Genomic DNA, 15,165 nt, shown 5'->3' on the forward strand with positions numbered 1-15,165 from the left:
GACGACGTAGTGGCCGAAGCGCCAGCGCAGGCGATGTCCGAGGAAGAAGTCCAAGCCAAGGCCGACCTCCTGATGGCAATGAACCTCATGGAGGAGATCGCCGACCCTCCATTCGCCATCGACTTCGAGGACGCAGTCCCGACCGACCCGGTGGAGCGGTACGACCTCTTCGTCGGCCAGGTCGAGCAGGCTCAGGAAGCCATCGAGAAGCTGAAGGAAGCAGGCGCCTCCGAGGAGGAGATCGAGGCCCACACCAAGGCGCTCAAGGCGCAGACGCTCGCGTACCTGAACTCGCTCGACGAGGATGACCTGCGCGAGATCGCCGAGGCCAAGGGCTTCGAGCACCCTGCGCTGGTGGGCCTGTCCGGCAAGGGCCAGCATCCCCTGGTCCACTGGCTCGACCCCGCGTACCCGGGCGACATCCCGTCCAAGGAGAAGATCCAGGCCGCGGCGCTCAACCGGTACAACGAGTTGCTCGCGGGCAAGACGGTCGGCGGAATGACGCTCGCCGACCTGCACGAGATCGAGGGCACCGAGCCGCCCCTCAGTGGCGGCGCGTGGAAGGCCACGCCGGACGACGTCGCGGCCTCCGCCCAGGCAGTAACCGCGTCGATCGACGCCTGGAACGAGGCGTCGAAGACCTACGGGCCCCAGTGGCAGGAACAGCGGGCCGAGGCCCTGCAAACGATGCTCGCGGCCGAGCAGAAGCTGGCCTCAGCCGACTGTCCTGAGCTCGGCGAGGACCTGGCGAAGACCAAGGCCGAGGCCAAGTTGGCGGTCGATGAGGTTCTCACGCACACGTACATGCACCCGAAGGTGGTCCAGCCCTCGGTGCAGGAGGCTCTCGCCTCGGGCCAGCTGAGCGAGACCGAGGCGATGCATCTCGGCGGCCACCAGCTTGTGGCTCTGATGCGGCCGAACACGCCCGAGAGCGAAGTGGAGTCGCTGAAGGCCCTGGCGGTCAAGCGGCAGGAGCAGCTGGCGAACCTCGACGCCGGCTACGCCGCTCACATTGCGATGGCTCCCGAGGGCGGGCAGCCGTTGAACCTGCCGTCGGCTGGCGACCCGGGCGCGCCGCAGGCGATCGCCGCGTGGGCGAAGAACGCCGGCGACGTCCAGGACATGCAGATGGACGTGAAGGGCTGGTACGCCTACACCCAGCAGGGGGGCGCCAGCGACACCCCGTACGCCGAGCACCCGGCCCTGGGACCGGGGAAGCACCTCCACTCTGGCGATCTGACGAGCGACTTCAAGGCGTGGGCCGCGAAGCAGAAGCTCTCCGACCTGCGCGCCGTCGCGGCCGAGCTGGGCATGGACAACAACGCCAAGGCCACACGGGCCCAGGTCCAGAACTACATCGCCGCGAGCTTCAACAAGAAGTACGACCAGCAGGCCATCAAGGACAAGGTCACCGCGGACGTCGCCAAGAAGGAGGCGGCCAAGGCCGCCAAGGCAGCGGGCGCGGCGGCGCCTGCGGCGAAGCCCGATGCGGGTTTGGCCTCCGACGAGGCGGTCCAAGCCCTGGCGAGCAAACTGCCATCGAACAGCACCGGCGCCAAGGCGAAGCCAGCGAAGGCCCCAAAGCCGGGGTCGTTCAACGCCAACGTCCAGGCCATGATGGCAGCGGTACAGCACGCCAAGGCGACCAGTCAGGACCTGCCGGCCCGTGTCGACGCCAAGGAGGTCGCGAGCTGGAACTTCGGGTCTGGCACCAAGGCGTCGAACCTGGGCGGCACGTACGCCAAAACCGTCCATGTTGGCCCTGACGGCTCGCAGTGGATGTTCAAGGCCGACCACAACCACGGCGGTGCTCTGGGGCACACCGAAGCCGCCGCGTCTCACGTCCTGTCGCTGGGCGGCGTACCGGCAGTGCCGGTGTACCACCACAAGAAGGCCGACGGCACGGCTGGCTCCATCCAGCCGCTACTCAAGGATGCCAAGCCGTTCACGTCCAGCCCGAGCCAGTGGACTCAGTTCCAGGTCGACGCGATCGTCCGGTCGCACGTCGGGTCGTGGCTCGTCGGCGAGCACGACGGTCACCAGGACAACTGGCTGGCCACGCCCTCCGGCGGGCTCGTGCAGATCGACCGCGGCCAGGCCTTCAAGCACTTCGGCGCCGACAAGCTGTCGGTCGACTACGCCCCCAGCGGCGGAGGCGGGTTCACCCCCGTCCACCAGAAGCTCTACCAGGCGGCCCTGGGCGGTGGTCTCGCCAACGGGGTCAAGATCAACCCGGCTGCCGCACACCCGGTGATCAAGAAATTCGAGTCCATGCCGGACGCGCAGCTGCGCTCCATCCTGCATTCCACCGCCCACGAGGGCGCCAAGGCCGGCGTGGCGTGGGTGCCGCACATGCGCAGCCGAGCGGCCAAGGCCCTGAAGATCCCGCAGTCCCAGGTCACGCACGACCAGATCGCCACGGCGTTCCTCGACCACGCCGTAGAGAGGAAGAACAACTTGCGCCAGAACTTCTCCGACTTCTTCGTCAAGCAGCTGGGCCTCCCCTCAGGCGCCTCCCTCAAGCACGGCGGTGGTAACTGATGGGAACCGGATCCAAGTCGAGCCACCAGAGCTACGCGGTCAGCCCCACCGCGCTCGCCGAGGCCCCTGCCGCCCCGTTGGACATCACCAGCGCGCCGGCTACGGGCGAGGGGACTGACCTCACGGGCGCGGCCGCGGGGGGCCAGGCGTTCGAGGTGCCCGAGCTCCCCGAGGTCGAGTCGGCTCCCCCTGCGGAACTTCCGGTCGACGAGACTCCGCCGGCGAATCTCGACGCGCTCCTGGGCGGCGCTGAATCTGCTCCCGAGCCTGTCGTGTCCGCGCCGCCGCCTGAGGACGAAGTGGAGGAGGCGTCTGCCGAGGCAGAGGGTGTCGTGGCCGAAGAGGAGCTGCAGAGCAGCGGTGAGGAGCCGCCGGCCGACCAGGCTGTGCTGCTCCAGGCCGAGGACATCGAGGAGGTCCAGGAGGAAGAGGAGGAAACGGACCCTCCGCTGACACCGGTGCCAGCGGCGCCTCCGGTCGGCGAGCCCACCGGCACGCCGATCCTGGTGGGCGGCGACGACTTCATCAACTCCGAAGCGACCCTGGTCGCCTACGACTCTCCGGACGGGCCGCGGGAGGTGCTGCTCACGCACATCTCCGAGGAGGCCGAAGAGAAGCTCCTCGACGCGCTGAGCATCCCCGGCACGCACATGGAGGAGATCCAGGTGGAGGAGGAGGTCAAGGAGCGCCTCGACCTCGACAAAGAGAAGAAGCTGGCCGAGCTGACCAAGACCGCGGTCAGCTCGGTGCAGCACAAGCTGAAGACCGGCTCTCCGATGTCGGACGCGTCGATCGCCAAGCACCAGGCCGCCGTCGACGCTGTTTCCGCCGTCCTCAACGATCCGTCGATCAGCGACGACGAGAAGGCCATGGCCCAGCACTACATGGACCAGCTGAACGTCGTAAAGGACAAGATCGACAACGGCGGGGCGCCCATGCCGTGGATGGACGCGTACGAGGTGACCGCGACCAAGATGGTCACCAAGCAGATACCCGTGCCCAACGGGGACCCGGAACCCGGCACGCTCGCCGCGACGGTCCGCAAGGCCAGCCGGATCAAAGCGAACCTGAACCCGGAAACCGGGCAGACCTCGTGGGACGGCGTCACCCGCTCCTCCGCCAACGGCACGGAGTACGAGATCGACATGGGCGATGGCTGGAAGGCTGTCTATCGCCCCTACAAGGAGAACGATCCCAAGACCACGGAGTACTCGCTACGGGGGCAGCTCGAGGTCCATGCCCCTGCGGGCGCCGGCCACGGCAAGGACCTCGTGGAGCGGCTGGAACAGCTGCACCTGATGAACAAGCCGATGACCGCAGCCGAGGGCGAGTGGACGTACCTGGCCAACAACATCAAGGCCCAGGGGCTGGAGGGTGCCCCCGGCATGAAGGCCGCCATGGAAACGGCTCAGGGTCTCCAGGATCTCCAGGTTCAGGAAATCGTGCACCAGCGCATGGAGTCCCTCATGGGTCTCGACAGCGACGCTCTGCAGACGGCCATGAAGAGGATCCACCTGGAGGCGTCCCACAAGGTGCTGCCGATGAAGGTCGAGGTCGTCCGGGACGCCGTCGCTAAGGCCTCCGGATTCGCCAGCGGAGCCGAACTGGCGGCCAGCCCGGGCTACGAGCCGACGCCCTCGACCGGAGGGAAGTGGCTGACCTGGTCGCGCTTCGACGTGACCGGTAAGAAGGCCGAAGTCCAGGAGGCGTTCAAGGGCCGGTCTCTGACCCACAATCTCAACGGCGGCGATCTCGCCAGCCTCCTCGGAACCGGGGTCCTGGCCTCCACTGAGAAGCGGGCCGTGATGGGCATCGGCGGCGGGCTCGGCATGAGTGAGCAGGCCGACAAGATGACCGGTGGCGCCAACTCGGTGTTCCTGCGCGTCAAGAAGACGCCCTCCAAGCCGGGCGGCGGACGGCTGATCTGGGACGACCCGAGCGTGCTCATGCAGCGCAGCGACTACTACGCCTACAACGGCGACCACTACGGCGCCATCAACCCCGCGCACGGCCACTACAACGCGGGGGCGATCACCCGGGACCCGATGAAGATCGCCAAGTTCACCGGCAGCAGCAACGAGATCATGTTCCGCAACGGGATCGACCTGCTCGGGGCTGAGGCCCCCAGCCGGATCGTGTGCCACACCGCCGCGGAGCGCAGCAGCATCCTCGCCTCCCTCACCTCTCGGGGTATCACACAGCTGGGCGGGAAGCCCGTCGAGGATGTCCTGTGCACGGAAGCCGACTACTACAGCTGATCAGGAGCGACTTGATGACAGCAACGCAGCAGCAGTGGCGCCAGCGGTTCTCGGACCTCATCGCCGGCAACCACAGTCCTACTGGTGACCCGGTAGACGCCGGCGCGCGCCTGGTCGTGTCGGACCCCGACGGGACGGAGGTCTTCCGCGCCGCTCTCGCTCGCCACCACCGCTTCGAGGACGACGGCGACCAGGTCGTGTGGATCAGGCCTCTGGTCGGCGGCCAGGACACCGGGGGCGGATACCTGTTCAACCTCGGCCTGACTCGGCGGCGATCTCTTCCGGTGGTGCGGGCCGATCTCGTGGCCGACGGGGTGGAGATAGACCTGGCCTCGGGGCAGAAGGCGCGGATAGAGCCGGCCGACGGCCCTGAGCTTCAGGAGCTGATTCGCTGGGACGACTTCACCAACCGTCTCACCCCCGAGGAGGAGGCCGCACTCGAGCGGCTGGACGCCGACTCCTGGCACGGACGTTATGCGTGAGCGGCCTCGTCGCCGCTGCCGAAGGGCGGCCGGGGGGCGTGTTGGCATGATGTCCTCGCGGCCCGACAGCCGAGAGATGACCGGCCGGCCCCGGTGCCGGGATGGCCGGCTGGACGATGTAGACGCATGTGCCGGACCGCACTCGAGAGGAGGAGAACCATGGCAGATCGAGCACATCCGGTGACTGAACAGCGGCACGCTGCCCTGCGGAGCCCGCTGCCTGAACACGAGCGCGACCTTCCCGTCGACGTGCACTGGCTGCGTCGGCGCGCCAAGATGTTCTCGGCCGTGTCCGGGCGCGAGTTCCACCTCGTCACTGACCTCGCGGCGTACGCCTCGGTCAGCGGCATGCCCTACCTCTCGCACTATGCCGCCCAGGTGTACCTGGGCCCGAAGTCCGCACGGTTGAAGGTTCCGTTGATGGCCATGAACCTCGGGCTGGTGACCACGCGCGAGGAGGCCGATCGCGCGCTGGCGCACGAGACCATGCACCTGGTCGTTCCTTCGTACGGACACAAGACGGCCGCCTTCGCCCGTGCTCAGCTCCTGCTCGACAAGGTCGGACAGCTCGCCGCCGCGCCCGCGTAGGTCACGTCCGCACCGAGCCGGCCGGCCATGCCGCTGCCTACCTGTACGACTCCCCCTAGGCGCAGCGACTGGCCGGCCACCCCTTCCCCCCGAGTGTTGCTTATTCGCATTTCGATGTGTAGTGTCATTCCTGTTGGGCGGGCGATGCCGCCGACCGGAGCCGCTGTTCGCGGCCTTCGAATCAAGCCCCTGTGACCACGACGCACGTACCAGCGTGCAATCCACGGGCCCAATCCTTCTCGGAGACCCCATGCCGAGCACCATGAGGAAGCCGTTCAACTACGTCGAGACCGCGGCCGTACAGGCCGCAATGAAGCGCGCACGGACCGGTCAGGCCGGCCAGGTCGGCCCGGACCCGGCCCTCCACAGCGAGGACGCCGAGCTGCGCTGGGTGGAGGCAGTGCTCCGCCACCGCCTCTCGCTCCACTCCCTCGACCGCCCGGTCGGCATCCGCGCTCAGAACGACGACACCCATCCGCTCGTCGCGAATGGCCGGCACTTCCCCGCGGTCGCGCTCACCATCCCCTTCGCGGACAGGACGCTGGACTTTCTCGCGACCTACAACGACCGCGGCCGCCTCACCTTCGACGTCATCGCCCCGTGCGCCCAGTGCGGCAAGCCGGTGCCCACCGAGGAGATCAACTCCCTGGAGGACTTGGGCGACTACCTCCTCCAGGCGCGCGACACGCTCGGAGGATCCCCCCGCCTCCGCACCTCCCCGGCGCACGCCACCGACTGCCTCGCGCGCGGCAACTGACCGCGTTTCCCCTATCCCTGGCGCCCCCGGCTGTATCAGCCGGGGGCGCCCTGCATGGAGCGGTCCCTCACCATGACGACAACCATTCCTCCCGCCGGCGCCGACGATGAGCCCGGGCGGGCCGAACCGGGCCCAAAGCCCGTCCCTGACTCGCACGGCCCCTTCGGCCGGGTGGTCACCGCCCCCGGAAACGCCGCGACGGGGGCGTCATCGACGTGGGTGACGTGGCTGCTGTTCATGGTCCCGCTGTGCATCGCCGAGTTGCGAGAGGTCTCGGAACCCGACATCGAGCGCCTCGCGGCGCGGGCGGTCGACCTGATTTCCAGCCACGGTGACGACGCCCAGTACGGCGGCCACCACCAGCGCAGCGCGCGCACGGCCATTGCTCAGGGGCTCGCTGTGCTCGCGCGGGCCGACGGCGGAGTGACCGCGCTCGGGATCCACGCGTGCGTCCGCCCGCACCTCGACTGCCCCGGCCATTCACCCGCCCACCCCACTCTGCCCACGAGGAATGATCACAATGCCTGAGAGCACGAGCGCGACCGGCCGCACCACACGCAAATGGCTCCTCACTCAAAACTCCGATTTGAGGAGGATCGGCGTCTTCAACTGGACGCTTCCCGCATTCGTCATCGAATTGCCCGACGGGAGCCACTTCAACGTCTGCCCTCAGGCAGGTGTATGCGCTCAGCTGTGCTACGCCAGAGTCGGCACGTACAGGTTCAAGAACGTACGCGCAGCACACATTCGGAATCTCCTTCTCTGTCGGGACACTCCGGAGGAGTTCGAGAGGCAGATGACGGAGGAGCTGAGACACAAGCGGTACACCGGCAAGTGGATTCGTGTACACGATTCAGGCGAGTTCTTTTCCGACGATTACCTTCTCACCTGGATGCGCATCATGCGCAACTCACCGGGCGTGCGCTTCTACTGCTACACCAAGGAGATCAGCCGTTTCAAGCGGCTCGTCGTGAACGACGCGCCGGATAACTTCCTCTGGTGCTACAGCCTCGGAGGGAAGGAAGATCACCTTATCGACCTGAATACCGAAAGACATGCGGACGTCTTCCCCGACGTAGAAGCGCTGATCGCCGCCGAATACACCGACCAGACAGAGTCGGACCTTTTGTCGGTCCTCAGCGAGTCCCCTCTCGTCGGAATCCCGGCGAACCGGATTCCTCACCTTCTCAAGAAACAGGGGCGGGAGACCTTCGGCAGTCTTCAGCGAGCGCGCGACGAGAAGCTGCGCGCGAAGAACGAACGTGCGGGCCAGAGGTTCACGCTGGCGCACTAAATCCCGCGGGGGTGTCTTCGGGGCCGGGTGGACATACGCCCGGCCCCGACGACACCCCCGTCGGCGTGCGGCGGCACGCGGGCACGTTGCGTATTGTTCTCTCGGGATGTACTTTAGTGCCTCCCCCTGCGCGATCGAGGCCGGCGCCGTCTTCGAACCGATGATGCTGGCTCCACCTCGAGTTCGACCGACCAGGTCCCCACGTGCGGGACCATGACCACGGCCTGCGGGTCCACTGCCGGTCCGACAAGGAGTAACGGTGATTCCCGCCGACGCAGATGAACTGGTGACTACACAGGACATCGCGGAGAAGTACCAGGCCAACGAGGCCACGGTGACCTACTGGACGACGCTCCCGGGCTTCCCAGAGGGCTGGCCCGCCGGCCCTGGGCGGACCCTCGTGCGCGAAGCGGCTGAGGTGGACGCCTGGTTGAAGGAAAACCTTCCGGTCCACTGGGCGAAAGGGCAAGACTCGGACAACCCGTTCGGCCTGCCCGCCGGCGGCCCGAAGGACCTGGTGACTCTGTCGGACATCTGTGCCTGGGAGGGCAAGGCCCTCGGGCGGACGGAGCCAGTGCCGGAAGGCACCCTGCGCAGTTACATGTCCAAGAAGCCGCCGAAGATGCCCGGCCCTGACCGCGTGCCCGGAGACGGGAAAACGCCGGAGGTCACGGAGCGGATGTGGTTTCGCGAGACGGCCTACGCGTTCGTGAACCGCCCGCGGCGCATGCGCCGGCAGACGAAGGCCGAGGAACCGCCGGCCGGCGAGCAGACCCCTGCAGCCGGCAGCGCGCTGCCCAGCCGTTCAGCCACCGCGCGCACGGGGCACCTGGACGCCCATGCCATCGCGACCACGTACGGCGTCAGCGGGCAGACGGCCCGGGGGTGGATCCGCGCTGCAGGATTCCCCAAGGCCGACGAACTCGGCTACAGCGCGGCCGAGGTGGACGAGTGGATGCGCGAGAACCGCCAGCGGACTTGGGCCAAGGCCCAGCGCCGCGCAGAGCTGTCCGGCCATGCGTGGGCCGGATCATCGGCAACCGACGAGGACGCCGCCGTCTCGAGGGAGCTCGCCGAGCCGACGGCCTCGGCGGAGCCGGCCGCCGCGGCGCAGGGCGAGCAGGCGCACCTCACCGCAGAGATGATCGGTCCGCGGTATGGCGTTTCCGAGTACACCGGCCTCCAATGGACCAACGTCAAGGAGAAGCGCGAGGGAGGCAAGGTCGTTCGCCAGGCCTTCCCGGCGCCGCGGCGTACGCAGCCGCGTATGTACGACCCGCGCGAGGTCGACGCGTGGGTCGAGAAGCACCGTCCGCATGTCTGGGCGGCTTTCAAGGGAACCGGGCCGGCGCTGGTCCATGAACTGCCCGAAGGGGATCCACGGGACCTGCTGGACATCGACGACTTCGCCGAGGTGCTGGGCATGGCCACCCGTGGCGAGGCCCTCGTACGCGAGACGGTCCACGCTTACCACTCCCGGGGACAAATCCCGTTCGCCGACCGGACTGCGGGAGACGGCAAGAAGCCTCGGGTCTTTCAAGATCATTGGTACCGGGAGACGGTCTACAGGTTCGTCCTCAGCCGCAGGGGGCCCGGCCGCTTCGGCCCCAGGAGCTAGGAAGCCTCCATGGCCTTGTCCCGTGGAGCGTCTACCTGCTCGTGACCGGGTCGCTGAGCCGGCCTGGCAACCCGGCCGGCAGGGCAGACGGCCACTGGAAGCGCGAGAGCCCGCCAGTCAGACGACTGGCGGGCTCTCGGCTTTCGCGTACTGCTGCATGCGGCCGTGCCAAGGTGAGGTCCGATCGGGGACACGGCTGCGATGTCGTGCGTACCGACGGGGGCTCGGCAAGAGCCGTGATGCGGTGGATCCATTCGCGGCCTGCCTCATGCGTCGTCCCCGTCCGCTCGGGGTGACCGTCGCCAGTTTCTGTCCTTGGCAGGGACGTCGCCCATAGGGCACCGCTGGGCGCGGTCTCCGGGTGGAGGCCACGCCCAGCGGTATGGCGCCCCGGGTCAGGTGCGCTTCCGGAAGAAGCGGCGGCGAGGGCGGGGCTTCGGCGTGTTCGGCGGCTGCCCTGCCAGCTCGTAGACGGCGTTGTGGAGCTGCGGGTGCGCCAGGAGGGACCAGTGCTTGCCCAGGGCCTCCCAGACTTCCGTCAGGGCGGTGCGGGGGTCGGTTCCCAGAAGCGTGCTGTAGGCGGCCGCCACGGCGGGGGTGCGCGAGCGGCCCGCAACGCAGTGGACGAAGACCCGCTTGCCCTCCTTGCGGAGGCGGAGAATCTGGCGTGCCGCCTGGTCGAGGGCGTAGTGAAGGTTGGGGTTCTCGCCTTCCTTGTCGACCAGCCAGACGCGGACGTGCTCGACGGCGGCGTGGGAGAAGATCGGCCCCTGTCCGACGCGGCACAGCGACACGACCGCATCGACGGGCGGTGCGCCAGCGAACTCGGTCTCGGTCATGGGGAGGTTGCCGATCAGGACGCCAGGGTCGGCGGGGTGCCGCGCGACGTAGCCCTTTCCGGCGTATCCGGGGATCTTGACGCGCGGGGCCGAGGGCCAGCCGTCACCGTCGTCCATGCCCTTGCGGGCGGTCAGGACGGCCAGGCGGACGAGATCGGGGCCGGACATCGTGGGCCAGCCGTTCACGGCCTGCTGCCAGGCGAGGGGGATGGCCGAGACGCCCCAGCGCGCGCCCAGGAGGGCGCCTGCGATCGCGGCTACGGTGTCCGTGTCGTTGCCCGCCCGGACGGCCGCTTCGGTGGCGAGCTGGAAGTGCTGGGCGGGGAACGATCCACGCTCCGGTGCCAGCTCGGGAACGGGCGTGCGGGTGATGGCGGACCACGCGGCCTGGAGGGCGGTGACGACGTACCCGTTGCGGTCCCAGTGGTGCGGCGGGTTCGCCTCCGCCTCGTCCAGCCTCGCGTGCCAGATCTCCTGCCGGTCCCCGGGAAGCAGCGCGATGCCGTCACGGACGCCGTCGAAGGTTCCTTCCAGCACGGCGACCCGGATGCCTGAGCACCACAGGATGCACGCCTCGATGCACTCGGGGTCGCTGTGGGTGAGGGAGCTGATCATGGTGGCGGCCCTGACCATTCCGTCCACGTCGTCCAGGTAGGCGAGGGCGACGACGCCGGTCCGCATGAGCGAGCCGTTGCCCGCGCTGAACCGGGTGCGGGCGGTGTAGGCGTCAGCTTCCGCCGTCATGGCCTGGGCGGGCGTGCCCGTCTTGTGGGTTTTCGCGGCGCGAAGGACGCTGCTGGTCTGGTTTCCGATGTCGGTGGCGCCCCCGTCGCGCCAGAGGTGGAAGTTGCGGGCGATCTGGTCGAGTGCGGTCTGGCTGGTGAGGTCGGTGCCGGTGGAGGCGACGGCGGCGATGCACACGTGCATCTGGGTGTCGTCGGAGTACTCGCCGGGCTTGTAGGGACCCAGGCCGCCGCCGATCATGGCGGGCCGTTCCTCGGCGCCCAGTCGGCGGGCGAACTCGTAGGGCACGCCGAGGGCGTCACCGCACGCAGCACCGAGGAGGACGCCGGCTGCGCGGTCGGTGGCGTGGACGTTGAGCGGGTGCGACGCCGGGGCCAGGGTGGGGGTCATGGAGTCAACGGGCTTCGTCTTCACGGGTGTTCTCCCGAGGTCATGTGCTGCGTGCGTGGTCTGAGAAGGGCGGGGGCGGGGAGTGCGGCGTCAACTCGCTTCGCGCTCAAACCCGCTGTCGCTACGTCAGAATGGCACGGCCGAACAGCTTTCGTCAACATGACGATTAGCGTTGCGTGTTCTCTTTTCAATGTGTACTGTGATTGCTGTCGGAGGCGCTCAGACCGTCCTGGGTGACGCGCCCCCATTCCTTTCGTCGGCACCGCGCCCTGAATGTCAGCGGCCCTATGTCCGGCATCGAAGTGCACGCCAACTCACAGGAGTTACGCCATGAACAAGGCCCAGCTCATCGACGCGATCGCGGACAAGATGGGCGGCCGCCAGCAGGCCGCCGACGCTGTCGACCACGTGCTCGACGCCATCGTCCGCGCTGTCGTTGCCGGAGATCGCGTCTCCGTTACCGGATTCGGCTCGTTCGAGAAGGTCAACCGGCCGGCCCGCTACGCCCGCAACCCCCAGACCGGCGAGAGGGTGCTGGTCAAGAAGACCTCCATCCCCCGCTTCCGGGCCGGGCAGGGCTTCAAGGACCTGGTCAGCGGCGCCAAGAAGCTCCCCAAGGGCGAGGTCTCCGTCAAGAAGGCCCCCAAGGGAAGCCTCACCGGCGGCGCCCCCGCCGTGATGAAGAAGGAAACGGTCAAGAAGGCCACCCCGAAGAACGCCGGAGCAGCGGCCAAGAAGACGGGCCCGGCCATGAAGGCCGGGGTGAAGAAGCCCGTCAAGACCTTCTCCAAGAAGGCGCTCGCCTGATCAGCCGTTGCCGGGTCCCACCCTCCCGGCGTTCCTGCTCGACGGCCGGGCGCTGATGCGCCCGGCCGGACCGGAGAGATCCTGATGAACTACCTCGTGATCGACGGCGCCCGCGTCGTCTCTGCTCACCGTACTCTGGCCTCTGCCCGCTCATCGGAGCAGCAGGAGCTCGGGTCCAGCACCGAACCCGGCCCACTGCTGGACGGCGAACCGGCCTGGTGGTCGCGGACTCGGCGCAACGGCGGTGTCGCTGAGCTCGGCATCCTTCGGAGCGACGCGACCGAGCTCGGCTTCCGCTTCGAACTGCGCGCCTGCCAGGCCCCGGCCGGCTCTTGCCGTCATAGCCCATGCGGCACCTACACCACGTGGGCCGTGAGCCGCTGCTACGAGCTGCTCAGCAAGCTCGCCGCGTTCGTGCCCCTGTCGTGGATCTGGGTCGGCAAGCGCAGCGACGACCCTCGCGGCGACGCCCCGCAGTTCCTCGCCGAGGGCTGGGCCCTCATCGACCGCCTGACCGCGGAGATGCAGGAATCCCTGCGGGTCGTCGAGTTGTTGCCGGCCGACACCCGAACCCTGGACGAGCGGGCCCAGGCAGCTCACGCCCTTGTCGTACGGTTCCTGGCGGGGCACTTCGGCCCCGCGCCCGAACTGGAGTCCGTTGTTGTCCGGCCGGTCCTCCACGGCCAGGACCTGCACCTGCGACTTGACCCGTTCTCAGCGGACCTTCCCATCTGCGGCACCGTCTTGTCGGGCCGTGGCACTGACGCCACCGGCGCCGAACTGAACGCACACGCCTGTGACCAGTGCTTCGGGCGCGCCCCCATCGACCCGCCCCCGGTTCTCACCGCCGCCGAGTACGAGGCGTGGACCGCGTATATCCACCAGTCCGGCTCGTGACCGGCGAAGCGAGGAGGACTCCCTTCGTGTCCGAGGATTCAGCCGCCGTGCGCACCAACTCGCCCAAGCAGCTGGCACTTCGCCTGCTCCGCCGCAGGTCCTTCAGGGCTGGGTACCTGGCGCAAGTGATCGATCTTGCCGTACGGGAGGTGGTCCGTAGCCAGTTCGACGAACCCGACGAGCGCGAAGCGACCCAAGTCCAGCAGCGGCTGACCCGCGACGCCGCGAACGGGCAGCCCGGCGCCACCGAGCTGGCCCGCGCCATGCTGGACGTCAAACACGCCATAGACCTTGTGCGGCACGGGCATTACCGAGCTACCACCGTTCCCGAGAGCGGACCCGCCACAACCGTCTCAGCGGAGCAACTGCTTGAGCTGATCACCGGGGCCGGCCGTGACCGCGTGCTCGCGGCGCAGGGCGGAGCACTGGTTCTCCTCGCCGAGGACGAGGAGACCAGCACCGTCTACCGACCGGTGTCCGCAGCGGAGGCGAATGCACTGCGGCAGGCAGCGCGGAGCGCCAAAGAGGAGGCGATCCGCCTCTACGAAAGTGCAGTTGAGACGCTGCGACCGCACGTACGCATGGCCGACTGGAGCAAGAACGACGGTTACGGAGTCGCCGTCGACGTGGTGAACGGAGAAGTGTCGGTGCAGTGGTGGCCGGCGTCGCTGCCCGAGTCTCAGGAGCTGTGGGAGCGGGGCGGAATCCGGGCGCTCTGCGCGGCGCTGCTGTCAGCCAGGTTCACCGTGTCCGAACGAAATGGAAGGGCACCCCGCCCCATCGTGTTGCGTATCTAGTTTTCAATGTGTAGTGTGGTGTTGTCTGGTTGATCAGCCGATCATCCCTCACAGCCCGTACGTCGGTCCTCGCCGGCGCCATGAGGGCGGCCGCCAGGCCACCACACAGGCGCGCGGCGAATCCCGCAGCCTCATCTCACCGCCCCGGGCCGCCGAATCGCCCGCCTCGTACTGGGAGACCGCCATGGGTATGAGCAGCCCCCACCCGCGCCGGACGCCGCCCCTCGACACCCTCAGAGAACTGGTGCCGGGCGCCGAGCTCATCAAGGTCCGCGCCAACCCCAACAACTGGGACCAGGCCATGCTCCTCGCCGCGTACACCTGGCCGCAGCACCAGGGCGACCGCCTGGTCCCCCTCGAACACGGCGCCTACCCCGACGACTCGCACCACACCGCACTGACCATCGGCGAGTTCCTCAGCCGGTACCGGCAACTCCCCGTCGTGCGTGTACTCCAAGCCAGCGCCGCCGCCTACACCTTCCTCGTCGAACTCGCCCGCCCCTCTTGGGAGCTCTCCGGCGGTGATTCCCAGTGAGCGCCCCGGCGATCCCCGCAACGTGCGCGCACCGCCCCACCCACGGGGGTCTGGTGGTCCCGTACGTCTCGTTCGAGCACAACGGACTGCCGGTCTTCGGCGGCCTCGACCCGGGCAAGCGAGCCCGGGCCTTCGAGAACGGCCTGTGCCAGATCTGCGAAAGCCCTCTCGGGCGGTGGTTCTACGTGCTGGTCCGTCCAATGGACGTGAGCGTTGGGCACGCGCCAGAACCGGGACTCCACCCGCCGTGCCTGATGTATTCGGAGAAGGCGTGCCCGATGCTCAACGGCACCAGCGCCACCTACCGGCCGGGCGGCGTCATCGCCCAGCACCCGGCGGGCCGCCCGTGCGACGACCCGGCCTGTTCCTGCCCAGCGACGGCCCCCACAGCGGAATCCCAGGTGCGGGCCGGGCGCAAGGCCGACGACTGGGACGCCTGGATGCTCTCAGCAGACCAGTACGAGCTGCGCCGAGACGCCCACAGCACCGCCGTGGGCATCCAGCTTCCTTCCGACCCCAAGCGCATCCGCCGCGTGCGGATCTCCCCCGAGCGCGAGCGCGGCCTTGCCCTGATCACAGCGCTCCTGGAACTGGGCGCGTAGCCCTCCCCCTTCCATG

The 15,165-nt window shown here is 68.4% G+C and carries 13 protein-coding genes and 1 pseudogene; 13 read left to right on the plus strand and 1 reads right to left on the minus strand.

Annotation, left to right across the window (positions count from 1 at the left end; translation table 11 throughout):
• Positions 1 to 72: 72 nt before the first annotated feature.
• From IO29_RS23405 to IO29_RS23440, 8 genes are all read left to right on the plus strand, one after another.
• A complete protein-coding gene (locus tag IO29_RS23405; protein ID WP_158713250.1) occupies positions 73 to 2,541 on the plus strand; it encodes a hypothetical protein in 2,469 nt (822 codons plus the stop codon).
• Positions 2,541 to 4,799 carry a hypothetical protein gene (locus tag IO29_RS23410; protein WP_030381405.1) on the plus strand — a complete coding sequence of 753 codons (2,259 nt, stop codon included), beginning with the start codon at positions 2,541 to 2,543 and terminating at the stop codon, positions 4,797 to 4,799. Before IO29_RS23405 ends, IO29_RS23410 begins: the two co-directional genes overlap by 1 nt.
• Positions 4,800 to 4,813: 14 nt before the next feature.
• Positions 4,814 to 5,281, plus strand: coding sequence for a hypothetical protein (locus IO29_RS23415; protein WP_030381406.1), 468 nt, complete (start codon positions 4,814 to 4,816; stop codon positions 5,279 to 5,281).
• A gap of 159 nt (positions 5,282 to 5,440) precedes the next feature.
• Positions 5,441 to 5,869 carry a hypothetical protein gene (locus IO29_RS23420; RefSeq protein ID WP_030381407.1) on the plus strand — a complete coding sequence of 143 codons (429 nt, stop codon included), beginning with the start codon at positions 5,441 to 5,443 and terminating at the stop codon, positions 5,867 to 5,869.
• A gap of 250 nt (positions 5,870 to 6,119) precedes the next feature.
• Positions 6,120 to 6,626 (plus strand): hypothetical protein, encoded by a 507-nt coding sequence (locus IO29_RS23425; protein ID WP_030381408.1) that lies wholly within the window; start codon positions 6,120 to 6,122, stop codon positions 6,624 to 6,626.
• A 54-nt stretch (positions 6,627 to 6,680) separates the two neighbouring features.
• Positions 6,681 to 7,154 (plus strand): hypothetical protein, encoded by a 474-nt coding sequence (locus tag IO29_RS23430; protein WP_030381409.1) that lies wholly within the window; start codon positions 6,681 to 6,683, stop codon positions 7,152 to 7,154.
• Positions 7,147 to 7,920 (plus strand): GP88 family protein, encoded by a 774-nt coding sequence (locus tag IO29_RS23435; RefSeq protein ID WP_030381410.1) that lies wholly within the window; start codon positions 7,147 to 7,149, stop codon positions 7,918 to 7,920. Before IO29_RS23430 ends, IO29_RS23435 begins: the two co-directional genes overlap by 8 nt.
• Positions 7,921 to 8,179: 259 nt before the next feature.
• Positions 8,180 to 9,538, plus strand: coding sequence for a hypothetical protein (locus IO29_RS23440; RefSeq protein ID WP_030381411.1), 1,359 nt, complete (start codon positions 8,180 to 8,182; stop codon positions 9,536 to 9,538).
• Positions 9,539 to 9,933: 395 nt separating this feature from the next.
• Here the strand turns inward: IO29_RS23440 and IO29_RS23445 are convergent, their stop codons facing one another.
• Positions 9,934 to 11,535, minus strand: a complete 1,602-nt coding sequence (locus tag IO29_RS23445; RefSeq protein WP_234307598.1) for an ADP-ribosylglycohydrolase family protein — start codon at positions 11,533 to 11,535, stop codon at positions 9,934 to 9,936.
• A gap of 306 nt (positions 11,536 to 11,841) precedes the next feature.
• On the opposite strand from IO29_RS23445, the pseudogene IO29_RS23450 reads away from it, so the two are divergent.
• From IO29_RS23450 to IO29_RS39650, 5 genes and pseudogenes are all read left to right on the plus strand, one after another.
• A pseudogene (locus IO29_RS23450) lies at positions 11,842 to 12,315 on the plus strand (HU family DNA-binding protein); the annotation flags it as partial.
• 87 nt (positions 12,316 to 12,402) lie between these two features.
• Entirely contained in the window at positions 12,403 to 13,215 is an 813-nt protein-coding gene (locus IO29_RS23455; protein WP_030381414.1) for a hypothetical protein, read from the plus strand.
• Positions 13,216 to 13,241: 26 nt separating this feature from the next.
• The gene (locus tag IO29_RS23460) at positions 13,242 to 14,012 is read left to right on the plus strand and encodes a hypothetical protein (RefSeq protein WP_030381415.1); all 771 of its coding nucleotides are present in this window, start codon (positions 13,242 to 13,244) and stop codon (positions 14,010 to 14,012) included.
• Between the two features lie 190 nt (positions 14,013 to 14,202).
• Positions 14,203 to 14,547, plus strand: coding sequence for a hypothetical protein (locus tag IO29_RS23465; protein WP_030381416.1), 345 nt, complete (start codon positions 14,203 to 14,205; stop codon positions 14,545 to 14,547).
• Positions 14,548 to 14,825: 278 nt separating this feature from the next.
• On the plus strand, positions 14,826 to 15,149 hold the full coding sequence (locus tag IO29_RS39650; RefSeq protein WP_234307599.1) for a hypothetical protein: 324 nt from the start codon (positions 14,826 to 14,828) through the stop codon (positions 15,147 to 15,149).
• The last annotated feature ends 16 nt before the right edge of the window (positions 15,150 to 15,165 follow it).

It is taken from the genome of Streptomyces sp. NRRL F-6676 (genome assembly GCF_000725625.1).
Lineage (GTDB): Bacteria > Actinomycetota > Actinomycetes > Streptomycetales > Streptomycetaceae > Streptomyces.

What these genes read in the sequence shown, in the direction of transcription:
- IO29_RS23405 (WP_158713250.1), top strand. Translation starts at nt 73, where the DNA reads ATGGCAATGAACCTCATGGAGGAGATCGCCGACCCTCCATTCGCCATC.
- IO29_RS23410 (WP_030381405.1), top strand. Translation starts at nt 2,541, where the DNA reads ATGGGAACCGGATCCAAGTCGAGCCACCAGAGCTACGCGGTCAGCCCC.
- IO29_RS23415 (WP_030381406.1), top strand. Translation starts at nt 4,814, where the DNA reads ATGACAGCAACGCAGCAGCAGTGGCGCCAGCGGTTCTCGGACCTCATC.
- IO29_RS23420 (WP_030381407.1), top strand. Translation starts at nt 5,441, where the DNA reads ATGGCAGATCGAGCACATCCGGTGACTGAACAGCGGCACGCTGCCCTG.
- IO29_RS23425 (WP_030381408.1), top strand. Translation starts at nt 6,120, where the DNA reads ATGCCGAGCACCATGAGGAAGCCGTTCAACTACGTCGAGACCGCGGCC.
- IO29_RS23430 (WP_030381409.1), top strand. Translation starts at nt 6,681, where the DNA reads ATGGAGCGGTCCCTCACCATGACGACAACCATTCCTCCCGCCGGCGCC.
- IO29_RS23435 (WP_030381410.1), top strand. Translation starts at nt 7,147, where the DNA reads ATGCCTGAGAGCACGAGCGCGACCGGCCGCACCACACGCAAATGGCTC.
- IO29_RS23455 (WP_030381414.1), top strand. Translation starts at nt 12,403, where the DNA reads ATGAACTACCTCGTGATCGACGGCGCCCGCGTCGTCTCTGCTCACCGT.
- IO29_RS23465 (WP_030381416.1), top strand. Translation starts at nt 14,203, where the DNA reads ATGAGCAGCCCCCACCCGCGCCGGACGCCGCCCCTCGACACCCTCAGA.
- IO29_RS39650 (WP_234307599.1), top strand. Translation starts at nt 14,826, where the DNA reads ATGCTCAACGGCACCAGCGCCACCTACCGGCCGGGCGGCGTCATCGCC.